Origin of the sequence: Capnocytophaga sp. oral taxon 902 (genome assembly GCF_013394735.1) — a bacterium.
In the GTDB taxonomy this organism is placed as follows: domain Bacteria; phylum Bacteroidota; class Bacteroidia; order Flavobacteriales; family Flavobacteriaceae; genus Capnocytophaga; species Capnocytophaga ochracea.
This window is the reverse complement of the sequence record NZ_CP058261.1, coordinates 1,164,211-1,189,130: the sequence shown is the minus strand read 5'-3', so window position 1 is coordinate 1,189,130 and position 24,920 is coordinate 1,164,211. Positions and strand designations below refer to the sequence as shown.

The 24,920-nt window shown below is 40.4% G+C and carries 19 protein-coding genes, 1 tRNA gene and 1 pseudogene; 12 read left to right on the top strand and 9 right to left on the bottom strand.

Features of this window, described 5'->3' with window-relative positions; translation table 11 throughout:
* Window positions 1-257: 257 nt before the first annotated feature.
* The 9 genes from HW278_RS05000 to HW278_RS04960 all read left to right on the top strand — a co-directional run bounded on the left by HW278_RS05000 (window position 258) and on the right by HW278_RS04960 (window position 5,847).
* Window positions 258-1,367: a beta-ketoacyl synthase N-terminal-like domain-containing protein gene (locus HW278_RS05000; protein WP_178977118.1), complete on the top strand. Its 1,110-nt coding sequence runs from the start codon at window positions 258-260 to the stop codon at window positions 1,365-1,367.
* An 88-nt stretch (window positions 1,368-1,455) separates the two neighbouring features.
* On the top strand, window positions 1,456-1,659 hold the full coding sequence (locus HW278_RS04995) for a 3-phosphoshikimate 1-carboxyvinyltransferase (protein ID WP_255493794.1): 204 nt from the start codon (window positions 1,456-1,458) through the stop codon (window positions 1,657-1,659).
* A 1-nt stretch (window position 1,660) separates the two neighbouring features.
* The gene (locus HW278_RS04990) at window positions 1,661-2,053 is read left to right on the top strand and encodes a type II toxin-antitoxin system VapC family toxin (RefSeq protein ID WP_178959022.1); all 393 of its coding nucleotides are present in this window, start codon (window positions 1,661-1,663) and stop codon (window positions 2,051-2,053) included.
* Window positions 2,054-2,056: 3 nt separating this feature from the next.
* Window positions 2,057-2,599: a 3-oxoacyl-ACP synthase gene (locus HW278_RS04985; RefSeq protein ID WP_002674338.1), complete on the top strand. Its 543-nt coding sequence runs from the start codon at window positions 2,057-2,059 to the stop codon at window positions 2,597-2,599.
* Between the two features lie 122 nt (window positions 2,600-2,721).
* Window positions 2,722-2,952, top strand: a complete 231-nt coding sequence (locus HW278_RS04980; protein ID WP_034567789.1) for a hypothetical protein — start codon at window positions 2,722-2,724, stop codon at window positions 2,950-2,952.
* A gap of 84 nt (window positions 2,953-3,036) precedes the next feature.
* Window positions 3,037-3,294 (top strand): phosphopantetheine-binding protein, encoded by a 258-nt coding sequence (locus tag HW278_RS04975; RefSeq protein WP_178957970.1) that lies wholly within the window; start codon window positions 3,037-3,039, stop codon window positions 3,292-3,294.
* 2 nt (window positions 3,295-3,296) lie between these two features.
* Entirely contained in the window at window positions 3,297-4,493 is a 1,197-nt protein-coding gene (locus tag HW278_RS04970; protein ID WP_178977117.1) for a beta-ketoacyl-[acyl-carrier-protein] synthase family protein, read from the top strand.
* Window positions 4,494-4,693: 200 nt separating this feature from the next.
* Entirely contained in the window at window positions 4,694-5,128 is a 435-nt protein-coding gene (locus HW278_RS04965; RefSeq protein WP_178957968.1) for a hypothetical protein, read from the top strand.
* Between the two features lie 122 nt (window positions 5,129-5,250).
* Window positions 5,251-5,847 carry a ribonuclease HII gene (locus HW278_RS04960; RefSeq protein ID WP_053581240.1) on the top strand — a complete coding sequence of 199 codons (597 nt, stop codon included), beginning with the start codon at window positions 5,251-5,253 and terminating at the stop codon, window positions 5,845-5,847.
* A 5-nt stretch (window positions 5,848-5,852) separates the two neighbouring features.
* Here HW278_RS04960 and HW278_RS04955 read toward each other — a convergent pair whose 3' ends face one another.
* From HW278_RS04955 to dut, 7 genes are all read right to left on the bottom strand, one after another.
* Window positions 5,853-7,724, bottom strand: a complete 1,872-nt coding sequence (locus HW278_RS04955; RefSeq protein ID WP_178977116.1) for a DNA methyltransferase — start codon at window positions 7,722-7,724, stop codon at window positions 5,853-5,855.
* A 9-nt stretch (window positions 7,725-7,733) separates the two neighbouring features.
* Complete coding sequence (locus HW278_RS12260) at window positions 7,734-9,248, bottom strand: hypothetical protein (RefSeq protein WP_220389382.1); 1,515 nt, start codon at window positions 9,246-9,248, stop codon at window positions 7,734-7,736.
* Between the two features lie 230 nt (window positions 9,249-9,478).
* Window positions 9,479-10,513 carry a DEAD/DEAH box helicase family protein gene (locus HW278_RS12255; RefSeq protein WP_220389381.1) on the bottom strand — a complete coding sequence of 345 codons (1,035 nt, stop codon included), beginning with the start codon at window positions 10,511-10,513 and terminating at the stop codon, window positions 9,479-9,481.
* Window positions 10,514-11,257: 744 nt separating this feature from the next.
* Window positions 11,258-12,526: a murein hydrolase activator EnvC family protein gene (locus HW278_RS04945; RefSeq protein WP_009409901.1), complete on the bottom strand. Its 1,269-nt coding sequence runs from the start codon at window positions 12,524-12,526 to the stop codon at window positions 11,258-11,260.
* A 96-nt stretch (window positions 12,527-12,622) separates the two neighbouring features.
* Window positions 12,623-13,399, bottom strand: a complete 777-nt coding sequence (locus HW278_RS04940; protein WP_009419492.1) for a DUF4292 domain-containing protein — start codon at window positions 13,397-13,399, stop codon at window positions 12,623-12,625.
* 18 nt (window positions 13,400-13,417) lie between these two features.
* Window positions 13,418-13,675: a hypothetical protein gene (locus HW278_RS04935; protein WP_178977115.1), complete on the bottom strand. Its 258-nt coding sequence runs from the start codon at window positions 13,673-13,675 to the stop codon at window positions 13,418-13,420.
* A 10-nt stretch (window positions 13,676-13,685) separates the two neighbouring features.
* A complete protein-coding gene (gene dut / locus HW278_RS04930; protein ID WP_002674355.1) occupies window positions 13,686-14,123 on the bottom strand; it encodes a dUTP diphosphatase in 438 nt (145 codons plus the stop codon).
* Window positions 14,124-15,219: 1,096 nt separating this feature from the next.
* Here dut and HW278_RS04925 point away from each other — a divergent pair.
* Entirely contained in the window at window positions 15,220-16,728 is a 1,509-nt protein-coding gene (locus tag HW278_RS04925; protein ID WP_178977114.1) for a GH3 auxin-responsive promoter family protein, read from the top strand.
* 62 nt (window positions 16,729-16,790) lie between these two features.
* Here HW278_RS04925 and HW278_RS04920 read toward each other — a convergent pair whose 3' ends face one another.
* Window positions 16,791-21,032, bottom strand: coding sequence for a cobaltochelatase subunit CobN (locus tag HW278_RS04920; RefSeq protein ID WP_178977113.1), 4,242 nt, complete (start codon window positions 21,030-21,032; stop codon window positions 16,791-16,793).
* A 1,097-nt stretch (window positions 21,033-22,129) separates the two neighbouring features.
* On the opposite strand from HW278_RS04920, the pseudogene HW278_RS12875 reads away from it, so the two are divergent.
* A pseudogene (locus tag HW278_RS12875) lies at window positions 22,130-22,210 on the top strand (phosphinothricin acetyltransferase); the annotation flags it as partial.
* A 252-nt stretch (window positions 22,211-22,462) separates the two neighbouring features.
* On the opposite strand, the gene HW278_RS04915 reads toward HW278_RS12875, so the two are convergent.
* Window positions 22,463-22,536, bottom strand: a tRNA-Ile gene (locus HW278_RS04915).
* Between the two features lie 176 nt (window positions 22,537-22,712).
* Between HW278_RS04915 and HW278_RS04910 the strand changes: the two genes are divergently transcribed.
* Window positions 22,713-24,887 (top strand): S9 family peptidase, encoded by a 2,175-nt coding sequence (locus tag HW278_RS04910; RefSeq protein WP_178977112.1) that lies wholly within the window; start codon window positions 22,713-22,715, stop codon window positions 24,885-24,887.
* Window positions 24,888-24,920 lie beyond the last annotated feature (33 nt).

The following is a 24,920-nucleotide window of genomic DNA, read 5'->3' as shown; positions in this document are numbered from 1 at the left end:
TGTTTAAATTTTGTTTGATTTCTGAGGCACAGCCTCATTCCTCTAATACAACTTCACACCTCATTTTCTCATTTTCTCATTTTCTAATTTCCTAATTTACTCATTTTCTCTGCCTGTCGCTTTTACATCGCAATTCCTAGTGCCTAAGGCCTCGCTCCTAATTTTTAACCCTTATCGTACTACGACTTGCTAATTTGCTAATTACGTCGTATCTTTGCACTTTATATCAAAAGTTTGTAAGGCTCCTGCCACCAAAAATGTATATCCAGCATTATAATATAGTAACCCCTTTAGGCTTCGACCTCCCTACCACCGCCCGTTTGTTACTGCGCGAACGCTCAGCTATTGCCCGTTATCCTATGTACGGACAGCTCACCGATGTTTGCCTTTCTAAGATTGGCGACGGAGCTATCGAAAGCCGATTTCAGCAGGTGGTAGAACGCAATGACTTTTCACGCTTAGAAAAGCTTCTGCTCTTGGCAATAGCACCTATTTTCCATAAAATCAAAATCACCCCTCGAACCGCTCTTATCCTTTCCTCTACCAAAGGCAATATTTCAGCGCTTGCCGATGGCGATAGCGCTCCTCTGCTTTCAACTTTGGCTCAAAAAATGGCTAATGCCATAGGGGTAACCACTACTCCCATAGTCGTTTCCAACGCTTGTGTCTCAGGAGCAATGGCTCTCTCGGTAGCCGATAGACTCCTAAAAGCCGATGCTTTCGATAATGCCATAGTATTAGCAGGCGATGAGATAAGCGAATTTGTGCTTTCGGGCTTTCATTCCTTTCAAGCGATGAGTGCACAACCTTGCAGACCTTATGATGCTCAACGCGATGGTATTACCTTAGGCGAGGCTACCGCAGTGGCTTATGTAACCCGTGAGGCAACAGGCGCTAAAGCACAACTTTTGGGTAGCAGTTCTATCAACGATGCCAACCATATTTCAGGACCTTCACGCACAGGCGAAGGGCTTTATTTAAGTGTCCTAAACGCCCTCGATGAGGCAAAGTTACGCCCTGAACAGATAGACCTCATCAACGCTCACGGCACGGGCACCCTTTATAACGACGAGATGGAGAGCAATGCCTTTATGCGCGCCGGACTCTTGTCTCCTCCGCTAAACAGCTACAAAGGTTATTTCGGTCATACCTTAGGTACTTCAGGTTTGCTCGAAACCGTACTCACCATCGAATTTGCTCGCCATAAAATCCTCTTAAAGAGCCTGAATTATGAAACCTTAGGCGTTTCGCAGCCCATCAATGTACTAAAACAAACCCAACACACAGAAGTAAAACACCTCCTAAAAACCGCCTCAGGTTTTGGCGGAAGCAACACAGCATTAGCAATAAAAGTGATTAACGATTAGATATTTCCAAAATATCATAAGAAATGTTTACAAATCACGTTAGTATATTAGCAAAATATTTATATCTTTGCAGAAAATAATGAATATTATGGGAACAGATGTTTTAGAAAAGAAAAAAAAGCAAACTACCTTAGACGTAGGTAATAAAAAAATAGGTTTTGCTCTTATAAAAGAAGAAAAAGAAGACTCACATCAAGAAGAAAACCTAGCTACTCTTATAAAAGAAGCCCAAAAAGTGGGAGCCGACCTTTATAAAAAAGGGTTAATTTCTCCTTGTGACCCTATCCGATAAAATGAAAAAGGTAATTTGCGATACGAATGTAATAAGCCGTTATATTCTTAATAGTAGTGCAGAAATAACGATAACCATTGATGAAATTATAGGAATACAAAATATATGCATTACTCCTGTTATTTATATTGAATTGATGAATTGGCTCGCTTTCTATGAGGGTATTGAAAGGGCTAAGCGAATGAAGCTAAAAACAGTAATAAATAGCATTCCAGTAATTAATATCAACGATGATATTTGTAACGTCGCAATGAAACTTGTTTTTCAAAAACCTCATTCAAAAGTTGCCGACACACTGATAGGAGCTACTGCTATTTATTATGATATGAGTATCTATACCTTGAATAAGAAAGATTTTGAACTCATAGGAGCTCCCTTATATAGTATCACTTAAAATATGAAAACTTGTACGATAGAAAATAATACCATAACTCTCAACGACTCTGTGCTTTTCTCCGATAAAAGTACTTCTTTCGTCGATTTCTCAAAAAAAGCCCTCAAAGCCCTGCAAATGGATTATCCTAAGTTCTTCAAAATGGATAATCTCAGCAAGCTCGCTTTTTTAGCAGCCGAAGTCCTCTTGCGTCCGTTTTCGCAGTCGGAGAAAAATAGCGTTGCCCTTGTATTTGCTAATCGCTCTGCCAGCCTCGATACCGACCTTAAACATCAAGCTACTATTGCGAACCCACACGAATATTACCCCAGTCCCGCTGTGTTTGTTTATACCCTACCCAACATCTGTTTAGGCGAGATAAGCATACGCCACCAGCTGAAAACCGAAAACAGTTTTTTTGTATTCGATAGCTACGAGCAAGCTGAACCTTTCCTACAACAGTATAGCCAAGCTCTATTAGCCCAAGGCAAAGCTCAAAGTGTACTAATGGCGTGGGTAGAGTTCTTAGAGGGCGATTATAGAGCCATAGCAACTTTAATAGATTAGTAAAATTAGCTAATTAGCAGATTAGAAAATGTGTAGCATCACAAACTTAGTCTAAATTTTAACTTTGGCTAAGTTATTTACAACAAAAATCAGTTATTTTTCATCACGTTTATAAAGAATTTATGGATTTATACAAAGAGACTGACCATCTTATCAACATTTTAAAGCAGAAAGGACATACTGAAATAGCAACACAATTATCCGATAGTATAAGATATAGTGCTATAGGAACAGAAATATTAATGAAGATAAAGCATCATTTAAACGAGATTTTAAAAACGCCTCAAAACTATGATGAAACTATAGTTTCTTTAGCTAAAAGCATAGAGAACAGAATTACAAATGCTTTATAACCTTCATTGCACAATTTGCTAATTTCCAAAATTTGCTCATTTGCTAATTCTTCACTATCTTTGCCCCCTAATAACTTATTTATAATGGACGCACTTATTTTAGAACTCAAGAACAAGATTATTGAAGTACTCAACTTAGAAGAACTAACCCCCGAGGATATCGATGAAAACGAGCCCCTTTTTGGCACAGGCTTAGCCCTCGACTCTATCGATGCTCTCGAACTTATCGTACTACTCGACAAGAATTACGGTATCCGCTTAGATGACCCTAAAAAAGGAAAAGAAATCTTCCAATCGGTGAAAACAATGGCTGATTACATCACTGCTCACCGCACCAAATAGCGATGCCGAAAAAAGTAGTCATCACGGGAATGGGTATCAACTCTTCGATAGGTAACACTGTCGGAGAGCATTTTTATGCCCTTACCCATCGCCAAGCAGGTATCAGCAAGATTGAAAATGTAGCAACCATTCACGCCGACCACATCAAAGTAGGCGAAATCAAACGCACGAACGCTGAGCTTATTACTGCTTTGCAATTACCCGAAGTGAACGCCTATTCACGCACCTCTCTCTTGGGGATTATCGCCTTACAAGAAGCGATTGCCAATGCTGGTCTTACCTCAAAAGACCTCTCACATAGCGGACTTATTATGGCTTCTACTGTGGGCGGTATGGATATGACCGAAAACTATTTCTTCCGCTATGGCGATGATGAACCCCTGCGACGCTATATCACTACTCACAACATAGGCGAGGTAACTCACCAAATCGCCGATTATGTAGGCATAAAAGGCGTTGTAACCAGCGTGAGTACTGCCTGCTCTTCTTCGGCAAATGCCATCATAACAGCTATCAACCTGCTTCGTACAGGCAGAGCCAACTGTCTCATTGCCGGTGGTGCCGATGCCCTCTCTAAATTTACTATCAACGGCTTTAATACTCTGATGATTCTCTCTGATACCGACTGCACTCCTTTCGACCAACATCGCAAGGGTTTAAACTTAGGGGAAGCAGGTGCTTTTTTGGTATTAGAAACTGAAGAAAATGCCCTACAACGCGGGGCTACTATATTAGCAGAAATCAAAGGGTGGGGCAATGCCAATGACGCTTATCACCAAACAGCCTCCTCCGCCGATGGTGAAGGTGCGTTTTTAGCAATGCAAAAAGCCCTACAAATAGCAGGATTAACCCCTACTGATATCGATTATATCAATGCACACGGTACCGCTACCGTAAACAACGATCTCTCCGAAAGTCGCGCCTTAATGCGTATCTTTGGTGAGCACATCCCTGATTTTAGTTCTACCAAAGCCTTTACGGGACATACTTTGGCAGTAGCTTCGGCAGTAGAAGCGGTATTTAGCGTTTTAGCCTTGCAACACGGGGTGATATTCCCTAACCTCAACTTCAGCACTCCAATGGAAGAAGTGCCTATCCGCCCACAAACCGAACTGAAATACAAACCTATACAGCACGTGCTTTCTAACTCCTTTGGCTTTGGAGGCAACTGCTCAACACTTATTTTAGGTAAGAGGTAAGAAGTAAGAATTGTCTTATCCTTAAAATAGAGTTGCAGAAAAAACGGTAAAAATATGTGATAGGACAAAGAAAAACAATAGTTTGGCACAGTGATTGTTTTTAGTTTTTTACTCAGATGAAAAGTTAAACTTTATTAATTATTTGTTTGTTTGGTTCTTATTATATAGGTTTGTACTCTAATCTTAAAAGTAATCATATTATGAAACAGACTCTTAAAAACAACTTGATAGTCGTATCGCTTTACATTTTAGCGGGATTTATCTTCAACGGATACCTACCTTATATGTTAGTTGTATTCCTGATACTATCGGCAACAGTTTCTTACTTTTTGTTCAGAAGAAAAAGTAAAGAGGAAACCCGCAAGGGATTATTACTTATGCACGCTCCTTTTCTGTTAATTTTAATGGTAGCTGCTTTGTTTCTCAACAATATAAGGGTAGTACTTCCTTATTTGCTTTTTGTACCTGCTGTTGTATATTTGGTATATTGTGCTATATTTTCAGAAAGAAAAGTTCTGTTTTTTGCAGGAATCATAGCCTTATCTGTTATTAGTGTCGCTACCTACAACGAAATTTCAGGGACAAATGAAATATTTGATGTAAGCTACTACTCGAGATTCATTACACAAAAATAAAATTAAGAAAAACCCGATTTATTACCTAAAGTCGGGTTTTTTATTGCTTTTTATAAGGGGAGGGAGTAGATATTCTTCACTTTTTTCAACTACTTATATCTCTTACCTCTTATCTCTTACCTATGTTGCAATTATTCTATCATTCTTCCTTAGAAGCGGGTACTGATGAGGCGGGGCGCGGCTGTTTGGCGGGTCCTGTAACGGCGGCAGCTGTGATATTGCCCCCCGACTTCAAAAACGACCTCCTCACCGACTCTAAACAACTCACCGAAAAACAGCGCAACCTCCTGCGACCTATCATCGAGCGCGAGGCAGTAGCGTATGCTGTATGTCACGTACTCCCTGCCGAAATAGACGAACTGAATATCCTCCGCGCTTCTATCACGGCTATGCACCGTGCTATTGCTCAGCTCAAAATAACCCCCGATTTTATAGCAGTAGACGGTAATAAGTTTGTGCCTTACCAGAAAGTACCTTACGCTTGTGTAGTAAAAGGCGACGGCAAAATACAAACCATTGCAGCGGCTTCGATACTTGCGAAAACCTACCGCGATGCCTATATGGAAGACCTTGCCCAGCAGTTCCCTGAGTATCATTGGCAGCAAAACAAAGGTTATCCCACCCCTGAACACCGCAAAGCTATTGCCGAACACGGCGCTACTGAGCACCACCGTAAAACATTTCAGCTACTGCCCGTAGAACAGTTGAGTTTGTTTTAGAGGTATTAAAGTGAATAGATTGTCTCGTCTCCACAGATATTGCGTATCTTTAGCCGAAGTGGTTTGTTTTCGGAAGTTATAGCTCCGTTCCAAAATTCTTTAGTATCTATGCCATTCTTGCGAACATAGCCCAATCTGTTTATAAGAATTTCAGCATCACTATGCCAAGCACCTTCTGTAGTAGTACAATCTAGACTAAGAAACTCAATAGTTTCAAGTCCTTCTTCACTAATTGTAATAGGAACATATTCTTTATTTCCTTTAAGGGCTTGCTGTTGTCCTTTTAGATTATATTCATTGATTTTTCTACTTACTCGGTCGCTAAAGAAACGTTCTATATATACTTGCCAGACTTTAAATACCTGACCTTCGGGCTGCACCTGTTTTATTTCAAATGTTGCCTCATCTTCTACTACCACATTATCAAGTATGTTTTTCAGGTCTCTAAGTTCTATTTTTATGAGAGTGTCGTTTTGTTCTTTGATAAACTGTTCTATTTCTTCCTTGCTGGTGATATCTATATAGTAGATGATCACTTTTTTAGTATCATCGGGCAAGTCGGGCATAGCTTCTTTGAGAATGCGGTTCATCAGGGCAGTATCGAGCAAGCGGGTACTGCTATCCATTAGGTTAGGCAGGTATACGGGCATCATCCCCTCTTTGGTATCGTTGATACTTCCTTCCCAAAATTTATCGAGGCGATCTTCATTGCGCAACCCTAAAATCAGGTTTTTGAGTTTATCCATTGTTTGGATAGGATTGCGATAGAGCGAAACGCCGTCTTTAACCTCTAATACCTCAAATTCAGCTCCAGCTTTACGCAAGCGGTCGCGAGTAGTTTCAATGCTATTGATGCCTATATCGCAATGAATAAACTTGCGTCCTAACTTATGGGCTACCGTAGCTGTTACACCACTACCCCCAAAAAAGTCGGCAATGAGCATACCTTCATTACTGCTTGCTTTGATGATGCGTTCTAAAAGAGCTTCTGGTTTTTGAGTGGCGTAGTCAACAGCCTCAGCATAAGTTTTATTTACTATAGGGATTTTCCAATAATCTGAAACCATTTTGCCTTCCTCCTTCATATATGTTTTTGTTATTCTACCGTCGGCAAGTTTATTTTCTTTATAACGTCCTTTTTGGTCTTCTTTGTTAAATCTTTTCAATGTATCTTCAGCAAAAGATTCATATATTCCATTAAACATATAATCTTCCGATTTAGAATAGAAAAAAATTGTATCGTGTTTTCTTCCGAAATTATTTTTACTATCAGTTCCTCCTGTATAACACCATACGATTTCGTTTATAAAATTATCCTCTCCAAAAATCTCGTCCATCAGTATCTTTACATAATGCCCTATATGCCAATCTAAATGTACATAGATGGAGGCAGTTTCGCTCATTACTGATTTTATAGCCATTAGGTTCTCGTACATCCAGTTCAGATAACGCTCTTTATCCCATACATCACCATACATTTTTTCTTCAAAGCCGCGAAGTTCCTCGCTGTCTATCTCTGTTTCGGCTTGCTTAATAGCTTCTGCTACCTTGGGATTACGACGAAGGTAAACCTTTTTGGCATAATCGGCACCACTGGCAAAGGGAGGGTCTATATATACCAAATCTACTTTTATGCCTTTTTCTTTTAGATAGGCACAAGCCGAAAGGCATTCGCCCCTGATAATAGTGTTGTTAAGTGGATTTTCTCCTACTATTTCTTGTTTTTCTACTTCATAAAGAGGCATTCCTCGCTCTATACGTTCTATTACTTTGTCGTTATCGCGATAGCGCAGGACACGTTGTGTACGTACAAAATTATCGAGCATTGCTTGCCCCTCGAGGGTAGTAGGGTAATAAGGTATATATTTAATTGCCATAATTATTTTCTATTTAAAAAAATTATTAATTGCACTGATAGTAAGAGTGTCTTGTTCTGTTTTGTTAAGGGTATCTTCTATATATAGAAAATCAAATTTGTTATATCCAAACTTTTCATTATTTAACCTTACGAACTCGGTCATAAAAGTTCTTCGTTCTGCAAATTTTTCAGCAAAGCCTTCTCCTTTGGTTTCAATGATGATTACTTGTTTGATGTTATTATCTTCATTGCGGTTTAGCAAAAGAAAATCGGGGACATATTCGCCTATATAGCTCCAATTTTTACCTTTTTGTTTGTAACAACGTATCTTAAACTCGGTAAGTTCATCATCACCATTGAAATACACTTCCAGCTGTTTGTCTCTGATGATGGTTTGAAGCGAAGTGCTGAAATAGTCAATTTCAAACCTGCTATCAAATTTATAAGGCAGATAGTGATAGGTTTTACCATAAAGTTGCTCATCAATAGCTTCGTAGCTATCGGGATTATTGAGTAATGCCTGAATTGTTGCTTCTTGATTACCTAAAGTTTGCAAAGTCTCTATGGTAGTGCTGATAGCAGCTTTCAGTTGTTTCTTCCCTTTATCAGCTTCTATAATTTGTTTTACTTCGTTTTGTGAGGGATAGTAATTTTGGGTATTCATTACAGCAATAGGCGAAGTAAATTTTTCTATGGCTAACAGACTTGCTTTATCGGGGATTACCTCTTCTTTTACTTTTATAGAGCGATTGGGTATAAATGCTTTTCGAATATTAGCGCGAATTTCTTTGTGATTGTATATTCCTTTAGGATAATACACATCTTCTATTTTTTCGGTAATATTATCAAATGTGCTTTTAAGTAGCTCTGCGTACTGGCTAAGTGTATCTTTTTTCAGTGTACCAAAACTTTCTTTTGCAATTAGATGTAGCCAACTGCTAAAAGTGATAGGGGTATGTTGCTCCTCATCTTGTACTGCTTCAAGCTGCTTATAGGTGATTTTTCCTTTTAAATCTTGCTGTTTGATAAGTATATCATCGGATTTCTTAAGGGTGGTATCTTTTTTAAGTTCATCAGCAATATTTAGCTTCTCTTCGGCTACTAGTGTTTGATAAGAAACTTTTAACTGGTAAAAGTCAATGGGAGGAATACGTAGTTTTTCCATACGAGAGAAGCGTTGCAAGGTGTGCAGTGGGGAAACCTTAGCTTTATTGAGGGCTTCTATAGAAGTATGTTGCTGCTGAGCTAACTCTTTGTTTAGTACTTTTGCGTTATCTTCATTTAACCAAATGAGTGCTGTTTCGGCTGTATTTTTTTCTACTTGTCTGAGGCATCGACAGGAGGTTTGTAACACCATATTTTGCGGGCAGGCTCCTTTTTGTGGCAATATAACGCTGGTAAGGCTCTTGCAGTCCCAGCCTTCTTTACCTATTTGTGCCAATAATACTACTTTAATTTTTGATAGACTTGTGTCTAACGAAGCAAATTCGGTAGCAGCTTCTTGTGGTAGTGAGTATTCTTTATTTCCTCCGTGATATTTCAATATAGTGGTAGAAAGATTTAAGCCACGTTTAGTAATAAGTTCTGATACAATAGGATAAATATTTTCTTCTAAATGGGCTATCTGTCCGCAATAGATAGCTAATTTAGCACAAGTACCATTAGCATATACAGTAGTTCCATAAGTATCAAAAAACTCGGTTACACCTTTTCTTACAATATCCTCATAATCACCATTCGAAATTTTAATAGTAGGTATTTTTAAAAAATTGCCTACCCCTCAATAAGTGGGTAATAATACACCACGTTAGAAAGGTTTTTATTTTCGAGAGATAATTCACTACTTATTTTAACCGATTCTGCTGATGCTAAATAGGGTGTACCCGAAAAGCCCAAGACTGAGTTAAAACTTTCAGTTTCCATCCATTTGTTTACTACTTGCCGGAGCTTAATATCTCCATCCGAAGCGTGGTGAACCTCATCAATAAATATGGAAAGATTAGGGATTTTGGCAATGATATTGCGCAACTCATTAGAGTTTTTTATCTCTTCTAACTCTTTTCCTGAAAAAAGAGAGTTTTGCGTATCACTTTTGTCTATTTTATTAAGAATGACTTTCTCTGCATTGGTAATAGCTACCAAACCACGAAGGTATTGAAAGGGCTGATGATTACTTATTTTTTGTGCATTAGGATTTTTTACAAGATTACTTTTTTTAGCTGTTTTTTGTTCATCGAGTATTTCAAACTGAATTTCATTTTTAATTTGAGAAGCGGTAGGTTCTGGTAAAATCCAAGTAGGGTTAAAATCCTGAATATTTTTGATACTTGGTAGAATAGATGATTTCAATCCTGAAGGGGCTAATATCATAAAGTTATGAGCAAAAGCCTTGTTGTCAGGTTCATTTAGTGAAAAATACAAATCTAAGTAGATAAAGGCAGCCATTAAGTAAGTTTTTCCTGCCCCCATCGGAAGACTAAAAATATAGTCGGGATAACTTACATTGTAAAATAACGCCTTGAATACTTGTTCGTAATCAATTTTGTCGGGGTTCTTTTCGATAAATTCTTTTAGCGAAGGCATCAAAGTATTACCTTTCTCGTCTTTTAGGCAAGCGTATTCATAAAGTGTTGCTGCTGCATTATTGTTCAGTAGAATATTTCGACATAAAGAGGTCAGACTAATGCTATCAACATCTATAGATAGAAAATTATTTTCGGTAAAAAGTTTCCACAAAGGTACATTACCACAAGTTATTTTTAAAAAAAGATACGTTTTAATAGCTTCTATTTGTGCATCACGCATCATTCCTTTATTTTGTATATAAGAAAGCAAAGAATTTATAGGACAATTTTCTTGTCTTAACCATTCATCTCTTTTTCTTTGTAAAAGTTTATAGAACATTTGATTTTATCTCTTATTAATTTATTTCTACAGAATACTTTCTTATTTATTCTGATGTATTAGAGAGGGCAAAGATAGGGATAATTTGGTAATTAGCAAATTAGCAAATTGATGAATACAAAAAAACTTTGCCAAAGGTACAAGCTGTATAAACTAGTACTTTTGGCAAAGTTTGTGATTTGTTGATTTTTATATTTGTTTATTAGTTGATGATATCAAAGCCGGTGTATTTTCTGAGGACTTCGGGGACTACAATACCTTCGAGGGTTTTGTAGTTTTCTAAATTATTTTTATGTATATAACATATTATTAATGTAAAAATAATGTCTGTTTACTCTTTTAATAACACTCTCCCATATTTCTTTGTCTCAAACTTGCATTGGAATTACGTCAGTTTGGAATAACATAACAAAACTTTAATTTGATGTCAGTTTTACATATACAAAACTGATTTACAACTATATTTACATTTCATTCTGTGTAAATTCAGCAACTAAGCTACCTATCAATACCCATCACAACTATTAATCATCAATAACCTTAGAGAAAGCTTCGCGCAACTCTCAAAATTCACACAATTAATCAATAACCAGCATATAAAAATCCCTACAAAAGTTTACTTTCTTTTGTAGGGATTTTGTTATGTTATTACATTTTATGTATCCAGAATTCGGGGTTGAGGCGGGTAGTGTTTTTATATATAAAGAACTTCATTTCAGTCTTGCCATTGCTATCGGTGAAGATTTTGCCAAGAGGCTCTTTGGCTTTTACCTTATCTCCTTTCTTTACATACACATCAGTGAGATTGTAATAAATAGTGATGTAGTTACCGTGTCGCACCTGCACTACTTTGTTACTTCCTGGTATCGATTGTATGGCTGATACTTCGCCTTCAAACACACAACGGGCTTCTGAACCTTTTTCAGTAGCAATGGTTACCCCATTATTGTAATGTTGCAACTCAGGATATACAGGGTCGTAATACACCCCAAAACCTTGCGATTTGTAGCCCTTTGCCACTGGCCAAATAAGATTACCCTTGTTGGCTTCGAAGCTATCGGCTACTTTACGCGATTCGGGAGTAAGTACAAAAATAATTTCAGTATTGGAACCTGAGGAAGGAGAAGAAGTAGTTTTAGGAGCGTTTTTTCCTCTGTTTAAAGCAGCTAAACGCTCTTTCTCACGTTTATTTGCCTCTATAATAGCTAAACGAATCAGGCGCTGTATTTCGCGGTCGATAGCATTAGCTTGTTTTTGTTTTTCGCGTATCTGCGCTTCGTAGTTGCGCTCTGCGGCACGGATATTGGTAGCCAACACTTCCAATTCCTTTTTCTCAGTCTCCAAAGTAGCTTGCTCTTGGCGTTGTTCTTCTAATACTTGGTTTTTAGTATTGCGTTGGGCTACCAAAGTATTGTTGATAGTCTTTATTTTATCTGTCTTTTCTCGTATGAGGCTCACCTGCTCTTTGCGATAGTTGGCATACTGTTTCATATAAGCCAATCGCTTGTAGGCTTGCGAAAAACTTTCGGAAGAGAGCAAAAACAGCAATCGGTTTTGTGCCGATTTACTTTTAAACGACTGTTTGATAATCTTAGCGTATTCGCCTTTGTGGTATTCCAATTCTTTTTTGAGGGTACGCAGTTGTTCCTCGTTGTCAGCTATTTCTTTAGAAAGCAAATTCGCCTGTTGCTGATTGATTTGTATTAGGCGTGTGCGCGCTAATATCTTCTCATTAGCAACTTCTATCTGCTGAATGGTAGTTTTGTGTTGCTGACTTTGTTGTTGGCGTAAAGCGGACATCTGCTTGATTTGTTCGAGCAGTGCCTTCTTGCGTTGTTCTAATTCTTTTTGCTTAGTTTGCGCTGTAAGGAGTAGCGGAAAGCAAAGCAAAAGCAGTGTGATTTTTAGTATATTCATAGGTCGTAGCACGACGGACAGTTTAACGTATTTTCAACTTTGGCAAAGGTGCGAGCCACACAGGCAAGAACTTTGGTAAAATTTGCGACACATTTGTTACTTGTTTATTGTTATTTCTTTCATTCCCGATGGGATTTTAAAAGGGAAGGACAGTTTTTTATCTAAATCCAATCCTTTGAACTCTAAAGTGATTTGGGTGCTATTCTCTCCCTCGCTGGCAACTATCTTAATGGAGAGAGGTAATAAGAGTTCCCCCACTTGCTGATAGCTGTAAGTTGCTATTGCCTTTTGGTTTGCTCCCAAATGATTTACTTCGGTAACCTCCACACGGTAATTATCAGGGAAAAAGCGGTAAATCACTTCTACGGGCGACTCGCCGGTGACTTCAATATTATAGCGGTTGTTGTCCTCAGGGAGGAGCTTGATAAAACCTTCGCTTTTAAAGTTGAGACTGTAAAGCGCATTGCCTAATAATAGGTTCTGTAATTCGTTAAAACCTACATCAATGCCTAACAGTTTGCTGATATAACTAAAATCGCCGCTGAAAAAAGAACTGTCTAAACGGTTATAATATTCGGCTTTTTCGGGGGTAATGAGTGCTTTGGCTACTCCCAAAGGAGCGGATATCCATATTGTTTTGTCTTTCTCCATACGGAAAGATAGAGGCAAACTCTGCTCATTTTTACCGTCTTTATAAGTTACTTGCAGGTTAGCGCTAAGTGTTTTAAAAGCAGGAAACGATTTTAGGTGGCGGTTGATAATTTCTTTGGCTTGTTTATCAACGCTTGTTCTGCCAGCGGGGGTTACCACTGCTTGTTTGGTTTTACAGCTCACCAATAGCAAGACTGTAAGGATTAAGATGATTTTTTTCATAATGTCTTAATAAGATTTTTAACTTTGCCAAAGGTGCGAGCCACACAGGCAAGAACTTTGGCAAAGTTTGAGATGGTGTTTAGCTTCTATCCATTTACTAAGGCTAAGGCGCGCTGTTTCTTTGTTTTTGAAGTACTTCGCTCCCTCACTTTGCGAGCTTGTTCCCTTGCTTCCTCTAAGGTAACGGGTGGCTGCTTGGATAGTATCTCCATAGCTAACTTTGCCCGTTCCGCAAATGATAGTTTGTAACTCATATTTCAATTCGTAATTTGTCATTTATAATCTGCTAATTACCTCCGGTGCTTCCGAAGCCTCCAGCACCTCTTTCAGTTTGTGAAAGCTCGGTTACAGTTTCAAAAGTGGCTTTCTCATACTTGGCAAATACCATTTGGGCAATACGGTCGCTGTGGGCAATGGTAAAGGGTTCATTGGATAGGTTTACGATAGGAACTTTTACCTCGCCACGATAATCACAATCGATAGTACCTGGGCTATTGATTACTGTAATGCCGTGCTTGATTGCCATACCGCTACGCGGACGCACTTGTGCTTCATAACCTTCGGGTATTTCTAAGAATAAGCCGGTAGGCACGAGGGTGCGCTCTAAGGGTTGTAAGGTGATGTTACTGTTAGGCAAATTAGCTCTTAGGTCTACGCCTGCAGCTCCTTCGGTTTGATATGAAGGGAGCTCGTTATTTGATAGGTTTTTTATTTTTACTGTCATTTTTTAGTGGGTTTCAACTTTGGCAAAGTTTGCGGTGTTTATTACTAATTACTTGTTGCGCCACAATTCTTGCGGTGTATTCATTCTTGATGTTTTCTTTTATTATTGGGTGCAAAGATACGACGTAATTAGCAAATTAGCAAGTCGTAGTAGGATAAGGGTTAAAAATTAGGAGCGAGGCCTTAGGCCATAGGCCATAGGCACTAGGAGTTGCGACGTAAAAGCGACAGGCAGAGAAAATGAGTAAATTAGGAAATTAGAAAATGAGAAAATGAGAAAATGGAGTGTGAGGTTGTATTAGAGGAATGAGGCTGTGCCTCAGAAATCAAACAAAATTTAAACAAAATCAAGGCTACGCCTTGTAAACCAGCGGAGGGATTGTTAGTTTATTCAACTTTACCAAAGGTGCGAGCCGCACAGGCGGGGAAAAATTAGGAAATGAGAAAATTAGGAAATGAGAAAAAGCGACGTGTTGAGACTATTAGGTGTGTTCGGAAGGAAACGGAAAAGTTCGGAAGAAAGGAAGTGGGATTTTTGATGAAAAAAGGGTGTGAGAAGGGTGGAGGTAGCTTATAGAGAGCTTATAGGAAGCTTATACGAATCTTGGACGATTGGTATAGAAAGGGTATATAAGTAGTTGATTCATAATATGATACAATGGGTGTAAAAATGGTAAAAACGGGGTTTCGAGGCGAAAGAAAAGGGAATAGGCACTAGGCCTTAGGCCATAGGCAATAGGGGGAGTATGATGGAAAAGGGAAGATAATGACGAATGACGAGAGACGAATGACGAAGGAAATGTGATGAAAATCTCTTGCTGGCTACCTTCAAAGGGGGAATTAGAGACGGGGAAAGTTGTTTGACGGGGCGGATAGGGGAGGGGGATATTTATGGAATGGACTTTTTGTTATCGGGGGAAAGATAGTGCTTAGGGGAGGGTTGCTTGCTGATTATTGAAAAGAATAAGATGTTTAACTTGCAGAAAGACAACAAACCGGCGGAGAAAAGTTACTTTTGTAACTTAATTGTAATAGTAGTTTCTTGTTAGTTCAGAAATAATTATTACTTTTGTCACTTGTAATTTGTTATACAGGATATGCCATTAGCTTTATTCAATTCTATTACTTCGTGGTTTTTAAAACGCCGTATTGACCAAATACAAGAGTTCGTAGAGCACCCACATAAGGTGCAAGAACGTGTGCTTTTGGAGCTTCTCGATGCTGCCAAAGACACTGAACTCGGCAAACTATATAACTTTGCTGAGGTGAAAAACTATGAGCAATTCAGTAGAAATACACCATTAGTTTCTTATGAAGCCTTTGAGCCTTACGTAGAAAGGGCAAGACGAGGGGAGCGGAATGTGTTTTGGCATACGCCGATAAAATGGTTTGCCAAGAGCAGTGGGACTACTAACGCTAAAAGCAAGTTTATTCCGGTAAGTGAGGAGGCACTGCAACTGTGCCATTACAAATCAGGGAAGGATATGCTGTGCTTATACCTAAATAACAACGAGGATTCGAATCTGTTTAAGGGCAAGAGTTTGCGACTGGGAGGGAGCAAGCAACTGTATGAACAAAACGGTACTTATTTTGGGGATTTATCGGCGATTTTGATTGAAAACCTGCCTTTTTGGGCAGAATGGAGTTGTACCCCCAGCAACAAAGTATCGCTGATGAGTGAATGGGAGAGTAAGTTACAAGCGATTGTCAAAGAGGCGAAAACAGAGAATGTGACTAGTATTGCGGGGGTTCCTTCGTGGATGTTAGTGCTTTTAAATCGGATTTTAGAAGAAACCCAAAAGGAACATCTTTTGGAGTTGTGGACAAACTTAGAAGTATACTTTCACGGGGGGGTGAGCTTTATACCGTATCGCGAACAGTATAAGCATATTATTCCTTCGAATAGTTTTCGTTATTACGAAATATACAACGCCTCCGAAGGGTTCTTTGCCATTCAAGACCGAAACAATTCGGACGAGATGTTGCTAATGCTCGACTACGGGATTTTCTATGAGTTTATACCGATGGAGACTTTTGGTACTGCGGAACAAAAGGCAATTCCGCTGAGTGAGGTGGAAATAGGGAAGAACTATGCGATGGTGATTACTACCAATGCCGGTTTGTGGCGCTATATGATAGGAGATACGGTAAGGTTTACTTCGGTAGTGCCTTATCGGATTAAGATTACGGGTCGTACCAAGCACTTTATTAATGTATTTGGGGAAGAGCTCATCGTAGAGAATGCTGAACGCGCCTTAGAAAAGGCTTGTGAGCAGACTAATAGCCACTTGATAGACTACACGGTTGCGCCTATATTTATGCAAGACAAGCTGAAAGGAGGGCACGAATGGGTAATAGAGTTTGATGCACCTCCTGAGAGTTTGGAGAAATTTACCGAGATATTAGACCGCGAACTGCAAAAACTTAACTCGGATTACGAAGCTAAACGCTACAACAATATGACGCTGAATATGCCCAAAGTGCACAAGGCTCGTACGGGGCTTTTTCACGACTGGCTCAAACACAAGGATAAGCTTGGTGGACAGAACAAAGTACCCCGACTCTCGAACAGCAGGGAGTACGTGGAGGAGTTATTAAATTTATAATGAAATTAAAAGTAGAAAGGCTACCCAATTGGGTAGCCTTTCTTATTTGCTATAACTTTAAATTATCTTCTTCTTTTGCGAATAAAGATGATGAGACCGACGAAAGCGAGGAGCACTATTCCGCCTATCCAAAGGGCACTGAGTGATACTTTTTCTTGAGGACTTCCGGCAGTGGTTTCTTCTTTTTTGAGGACTTTTGCATCTTGGGTATTGGCTTGTACCTGACTGCCTTGGTGCGCTTGAGCGAGCTGTTGCTGATACGCTTGGGCATTGGCAGGTGAAGCCTTTTTGCTGATATAATCCTGCAACTTCTTATTTTCGGAAGAGAAATGAGAAGAGCTTACACCGAATTGCCTAGTAAGGTCGGTATGGATATCGGCAAGTTTGCTGATTTGGGCATCGGAGGCTTTCCACATACCTTTGCGGGTAGCTTCGAGCATTACAGCAGTTACCTCTTGCAAGGCTGCTACGTTCTCTTTTTTTATAAAATCGGTGATGCCCAGGTGGTGTTTATCTTCTATATAAGTGTTATATACCTCATTCCACATAGCATCGTCGATGAGTTCGGGGCGAGTAGCTTCCCAACCGTGCATATTAGTAACGATTTCGGCTATTTGCCCGGCACTTGAAGCCTTACCCTTCATCATTTCTTTGATGTATTTAGGATTGAATATTGTACTGCGTGCTTCGACCCCTACGGCTTCTTTGAGTTCTTGCACGTGCATATTCTTATGGTTGCGATAATCAGCGAGGTAGGCATCGGGGTCTTTGCCGTTTACTTCTTTGATAGCAGCATTCATACCCCCCATAAACTCGTAGACGTGGTCGAGGCTAAGTGCTCCCCAAGTGTTGTTTTGGCGAGGCTGAATGAGCACATCGGCGTTCTTGATAGCGGCGCGGAACATACCTTCTTGGAACTTGCTCCAATTGTCTTTACTGCCGTAGAAAGCGCCCATATTATGCATATAAACCTCAGCGATATCCTTTTGAGTTTCCCACTTATCTCCGGAATTAATCAACTCCTTAGTGCCTGTATCATAACGACCTTGCAAGCCACCAAAGATACGTTCGGTAGAAAGTTCGCGGGCTTCTTTGGGCGATACTCCGGCTTCTACCAATTGTTTTTCGATATCTACACTACCTGCGCTCACTTCATTGGCATATGCTTCCTCAGGAAGAGCTGATACCATTTGAATGGCTTTGGTAAGCAAGAACAAACGAGAAGCTGCTAAATCGCGGAACTGACCTGAGGTTTGAATCACTACATCGATACGAGGGCGACCCAACTCTTCAGAAGGAATGACGCGCACATCGCCTACACGACCAAAGCTATCCCATACGGGTTCAACACCTAACATATACAAGGCTTGGGCGATAGATACACCTTCGGTTTCTATAAATTCAGAACTCCAAAAAGTATAGGCTATCTTCTTGGGATATTCGTGGTGTTTGGTTTGGTATTCACTAATTACATTTTGGGCTAAAGCCACGCCTCTATCCCACGCGAGTTTAGATGGTGTACTTTCGGCATTCACCCCATAGAGGTTATGACCGGTAGGTACGCCTTTAGGATTGGCTACTGCATCACCTCCTGAGGAAGGAGGGGTGTAACCACCATTTAGAGCATTGAAGAAAGCCTTTTCTTCTAAACGCGGACTGTTTTGCAAGGCGTCTTTATAGAGCGCTACATTGGTAATGGTTCTTTCGATATCTACCAAGGCACGTGCATAATCTATCTTAGCTTTTTGAGCGTTGAGTGCAGCCAGCTCTTCCTTAGTAAGAGGCTTGCGGTTTTCTTTTTTGGCTGGAGCTTTGATTTTGGTAGGACGACCTACGGCATCAGGTTTCTTAGCAGTAGCCGAAGCTGTGGCTGTTGTGTGAGTAGCAGTAGTGGTTGCTGAAGCCGTAGCTTCTTTTTTCATCTGCTGTTGTAAGAAATAAGGCATACCACTTCCTTCTTCTTTAGCCATCGTAGCTTTGGCTTTTTGCAAATCGTCAGCAGAGATATGAGCATAGTTGCAAATCAGTTCAGTAGTAACTGGTTTGCCTGCGAGTATTTGGTTTACTAAGCTCTTAGCAGGGTTTAGATAATGGGTTGTGAAAAAGGCTTTGTGTTTAAGGTCGGCTTCGGTAACTTTACCGTGGTATTTATCTAAGGTAGCCAAACTGTACGCAATAGGGTCGGCACTCATAGCCAAGACGGTAGAATTAATTTTATCAGGAGTATAAGGGACTCCCATTACGTAGTATTCGCCATTAATCTTTTCGGTGGCAATCTCTTCGGCGAAGTTAGCAAGGCGGTCGATTTCGGCTTCGGTATAGGGTTTGGAGAGGATACTATCCAAACGCAAATCACGATGTAAGCCCATTGTTACGGCTAACTTTTTGATGTGTAACCCAATGGTTTGTTTATCGATAGGGTTCTTTGCTTTCTGATAAGAAAGAATGGTGTTCTCTAAATTATTGAAGGTATTGCGCATATCGCTTTCGGTGAAAGCAGGGGTAAGATAAGACACAATACTGCCGTACGAACGGCGTTTTGCTATCATCGCTTCGCCTATATTTCCGATAGTATAATAGTAGAAATGTGGTACGGTACCCACACAGATATCTGCCCAATCGTAATCGGAGAGGGCTACTTGTTTATTAGGGGTGAACTCCAATGAGCCGTGCGTACCGAAGTGAATGAGCGCATCGGCTTTTAAGCCGTTTTGTATCCAAAGATATGCCCCCATATAGGCATAAGGAGGGATTTCTTTTACGCCGTGCAACACTTTAAAATCATCATCAGTACTAATGGCGGCAGGAGGTTGAGGGAGAATGGTGATATTACCGAAAGTGAGTTGGGCTACTGCCAGATAATTTTTACCGTCCTTAGAAGTATTGAGGTAAGAGCCCGGTACAGCGCCGTTCTTTTCGATTACTTGTTTATAGAGTTTTTCGGGTAAAGTTTTTTTGAGCCAAGCATCTAATTCGTGAGCTTCTACCAAAGCAGGTGCACCTGTACTGATGAACTTTTCGATATCGCCTTTGGCATTGGCTCTATAAGTATTGGCGTGTGTGAGCAGTAGCTGGTTGAATTCGGCTTGTGTAGCGGGGAGCGTTCCTACGTTATAACCTTCTTTTTTAAGTTGATGTAAAAAGCGAAATAGTGAAGGTTCGACCTCCAACCCTTGAGCGGCAGCAGGTGTAAGCCCCACACCTTTGAAGTAAACAATCGCCAACTTCTTGTCGGCATTAGGTTTACGTTTTAAATCGGTGAAGTTATGAATGATTTTGGCGAACTTACGGGCGCGGTTCTCGATAGTGTTGAGGAAGTAATAACCTTGTTTGTTTTGTTCTTGGGCAATCACTACATAAGGATAGAGCGCCCCGTCTAACTCGGGCATTACAATGGTTTGCCCCATAAAGCCGCCCGACATACCCATAGGGTCTTTTTCCCAATCGTCTTTCATTGCTAAGACCGATAATCCCGTGAAGAGGGGTACGTTGTGCTCCTTAGCCCAATTGATAAACAGTTCGGGTTGCCCCATCATCATTTGTCCGTGAGGAAAATAGACAATAGCATCAGGATTGATTTCGGTAAGGAAGTCGATGCGTTTTTCTTGAGCGGTGAAAGGATAGACGTTCATACCCTCGTTCTGCAAGGCGTTTATTACCCCATTGAGGTGTTCTTTATTTCCGCCAAAAGGCTCGTGTAATCCTGCTACTATGGCGATGCGAGGAGCACCTTCTTTATAGAAATTATTCTTCTGAATATACTCTTGATATTCTTTAAGGGAGCTGAAAGAGCGCTCGTCGTCTAAATGAAAATAGACGTTTTCTTTGCGTTCGATAGGTGGTGCGGGTTCGGTAGCAAACCACTTCTTGTCGATATATTTGCGGACATAACGAACGAGGTTTTGGTAGTTTGCTTTATTGCCACTCATCAGATAGTCGCCTACGTGTTTGAGTTCGGTTTCGTTGAGGCTACTGATATCGTTATCGGGATTGGTAACGGCGAAACTGTGAAAAGGCACGCGGTTAGCAGCATCGATGAGCTGATTGCGCTGTTCGTCGCTAATTTTGAGTCCCATTGCCCATACGAGGACGAAGTCGTAGTTTTTGAGTTTATCGAGTTGGTCGAGGGGGACTTCTTCGATTTTGATGAACTTATCGGAATTAGAAAGGGCGATATTGGACGCCTGATAGCTGATGAAGTTCACCAGTGCGATACGGGTGGGGGCGATGTATTTTCGCCATACGAAATAACCTGCTATTACTATAAGGAGCAGGGCAATGATGGATAGAATCTTTTTTTTCATCTTATTTGTTGTAGGTCGTAGCACGACAACAGGTTGTTTTATAAATTAGACAAAAAGGTTTTATGTGAACGGGTGAGGCTGTGCCTCAGAAATTAAGCAAAATCAAGGTAATGCTTTGTAAAATGTTTGTTTTTAACGTGAGTTCGATGTAAGAAAAGTGTAGCTTACGCTACAGAAATCTTACAAATCTTTAAAAAAATCGAGCAAATGAACAGCTTCGCTGTTTTTAAGTCTCGCACAGAATACACGGATAGTCTTTCAATTGACAATTGTGATGTGCACCGATGGGCAACTTAATTAATAGATTTGTGGATTGCCTTTGTATTGGGTTAACATTAATGTAATGAAAACTTGGGTGCAAAGATAAGAAAATTATTTTGAATAATAATAAATAATAAAAAAGGTATTAGGCCATAGGCCTTAGGCACTAGGAATAGCGACGCAAAAGTGATGAGTGGAAAATTAGAGAATTAGGAAATGAGGAAATTAGAAAATGAGAGAATTAGAGAATTAGAGAATGAGAAAATGAGGAAATGGGGTGCGAGGTTGTGTTAGGGGAATGAGCCTGTGCCTCAGAAATCAAACAAAATTTAAACAAAATCAAGGCTGCGCCTTGTAAAGTAGCGGAAGAGATTAACTTTGTCAAAGGTACGAGCTACAAGCTCGCACCAGCGGAGGGAGGTATTGTCAGTTTATTCAACTTTGGCAAAGGTCGTAGCACGACAGGCGATTAACTTTGCCAAAGTGTGCACCTCAAAAACGATAGGTTGGGGTTATTAGGAAGATTCGGAAGATATCGGAGAAGAACGGAAGAGAGGTAAGAGGGATTTTGGTGAAAAAAGACTGTAAGGAGGGTGGGGTTAGCTTATAGAGAGCTTATAGGAAGCTTATACGAATCTTGGACGATTGGTATAGGAAGGGTATATAAACAATTGACGCATAGTATAATACAACGATGCAAAAAACGGTAAAAACAGAGTTTCGAGGCGAAAGAAAAGGGAATAGGTGATAGGCCTTAGGGCATAGGCACTAGGAGGGAGTGTGACGGAAAAGCGGAGGAAACCTCCCCCTAGCTTCTCGGAGAGGGGGAATTGTGACGAGTCTTTTATTCGGTAAGCCCCCGAACCCCCGAAGGGGGACAAGCTGGGAAAGGTGACAAACCTCCCCCTTTACACATACCCAGCTGTCGCTGGCTACCTTCAAAAGGAAAATGTTGGGACGGAAAAAGGGGAATGTGGTGAGTAATAGGGGGTTGTAAAAGGTTTTGGAGGGGTTGGGAGGAACCAAATGGGCACGAGCTACAAGCTCGCGCCAGCGATAGGACAGCGAAAAAAAGGGTGGTGTGTGGTGATGGGAAATATAGTTAAACCGAAGTTGGGGTATAATAAAAAAGCACTTACAAATATTTGTAAGTGCTTTTGTTTTGAGGGTGGTCCCAGTTGGGCTCGAACCAACGACCCTCTGATTATGAGTCAGATGCTCTAACCAGCTGAGCTATGAGACCTGTCTGTTTTTAATTAAGACGGTGCAAAAGTAGTATTTAAAAATGAATTGACCAAATTTATAGGGAATTTTTTCGAGAAAAAGGGTAAAAATAAGTGATGAAGGCTTTGGCTATTTGAAGAGAATGTTTTATTTTTGCGCTGTAAAAACAATTCATTACATTGGTAAAACTGAATTATGAAAAGAGTTATTACTTCGCTATTCGTAGCTTTTATTACGCTTTCGGCGTTAGCTCAAGACCGTAAACTGACGGTTGCCGAAGCGGTTTTTCACGCGGTACAAGACCCTTCTTCTGAAATGGGATACCGCTTGCTCTCTCCTGAAACTTTGGATAATTTGCAGTGGATTGAGGGCACTGACCTGTATCTGTACAGCAAAGGTGATACGTATGAGATTTTCAACCCCAAAGGTGAAAAAGTGGGCGCTATTGGCAGTGAGCTCACAATGGGGTTTGAGTGGTTGCAAAGCTACTTGCGAAACAGCGGTTCGTTACCTCCTATCACCTATATCGGTAAAGAGGAAATGGTTTTAAAAGTGGATAATACTTATTACCGTTACAATTACGAGCGCAAGAATGTGCTCAGTAGTATCACACTACCCAAAGGGGCTGAAAACGCTGAATACAATCCTCTTACAAAATCAGTAGCATATACCTTAGATAATAATTTGTATTTGGCTACTGAAAAGAATGAAAAACAAGCGGTTACTGCTTTTACTGATGCGAATATTGTAGCCGGTAAATCGATTCACCGCAACGAATTTGGCATTAATAAAGGTATATTCTTTTCGCCTAAGGGCAATTATTTAGCTTTCTATCAGAAAGACGAAAGCAAGGTGGCTGATTACCCTTTGGTGGATATTACCACCACTCCTGCTACCTTAAAAGCGATTAAATACCCGATGGCAGGTCAGCCGAGCGAGCAGGCAGCAGTAGGGATTTACGATTTCCAAAGCGGGAAGGTTTCTTATTTAGACATCAACACTACCGATGAGCACTTTCTCACGAATTTGGCTTGGAGCCCTGATGAGCGATATATCCTTTTGGCGGAAGTAAACAGAGCGCAGAACCACTTTGCCTTAAACCGTTACGACGCACGTACGGGTAAAAAGGTAAATACAATTTTTGAAGAGCGCAACGCTAAATGGGTAGAGCCCGAAAAGCCTGCTGTGTTCTTGCCGAACAACGCAAATGAGTTTTTATGGCTAAGCGAGCGCGATGGTTTTACAAATGTATACCATTACAATGTGAATGGCAAACTCATTAAGCAAGTTAGTAATTTCCGTTGGGTAGTGCAAGATATTTTAGGTTTCGACGCACAAGGGAAATACGTATTTATCACCGGTACAGGTGCTGACCCACGTGAGCAACATTGCTTTAAGATAGAGCTTAAAAACCCTAAAAAGGTGAGTGCTCTTACTCCCGAAGCAGGAACTCATAACGTACAGCTGAGCAGTGACGGGAAATATCTTTTGGATAGCTATAGCAGTATCAGCGTTCCACAAAATATAGACCTTGTAAATACAGATAAAGGCAGTAGACAGCGTTTGCTTACGGCTAAGAATCCGCTGGAAGGTATTGCGGTAGGCACCACTGAGTTTGTAACGCTGAAAGCCGAAGACGGTACGCCTCTTTACGGTAAATTGCACAAACCTAAGACTTTTGACCCTAACAAAAAGTACCCTGTGCTGATTTATGTATATGGAGGACCACACGCCCAACAGGTGAAAAACGAATGGTTGGCAGATACTTACTTGTGGTTACACGCTTTTGTAGAAAACGAACAGTATATTGTGTTTACCTTAGACAACCGCGGTAGTGAAAACAGAGGTTTTGCTTTTGAGAGCGTAATCCATCGTCGTTTGGGAGAAATAGAGGTAAAAGACCAGCTTAAAGGGGTGGATTATTTGAAGAGTCTGCCTTATGTAGATAGCAATAGGATAGCAGTACACGGCTGGAGTTTTGGAGGATTTATGGCTTCGAGCTTGCTCACTCGTCACCCTGAAATATTTAGAACTGCTGTGGCAGGAGGTGCTGTAACCGATTGGAAGTATTACGAAGTGATGTATGGCGAGCGCTATATGGATACCCCACAAGAAAACCCAGAGGGTTACGAGAATAGCCGAGTGGGCAAATACCTCACGAATTTGAAGCGCCCACTACTATTTATTCACGGCAGTGTAGACGATGTAGTAGTGCCTCAACACCTGATGAGTATTACACGTGAGTCTATCAAGAAAAACGACTTTATAGAGTTATTTATCTACCCGATGCACGCACACGGTGTACGGGGTACTGACCATATCAATCTTACAGAAAGAATTATTGATTATGTGAAGAAACACAATCAGTAGTTATCAGAGAATAAGCGAAGGGCTGTCGGCAAT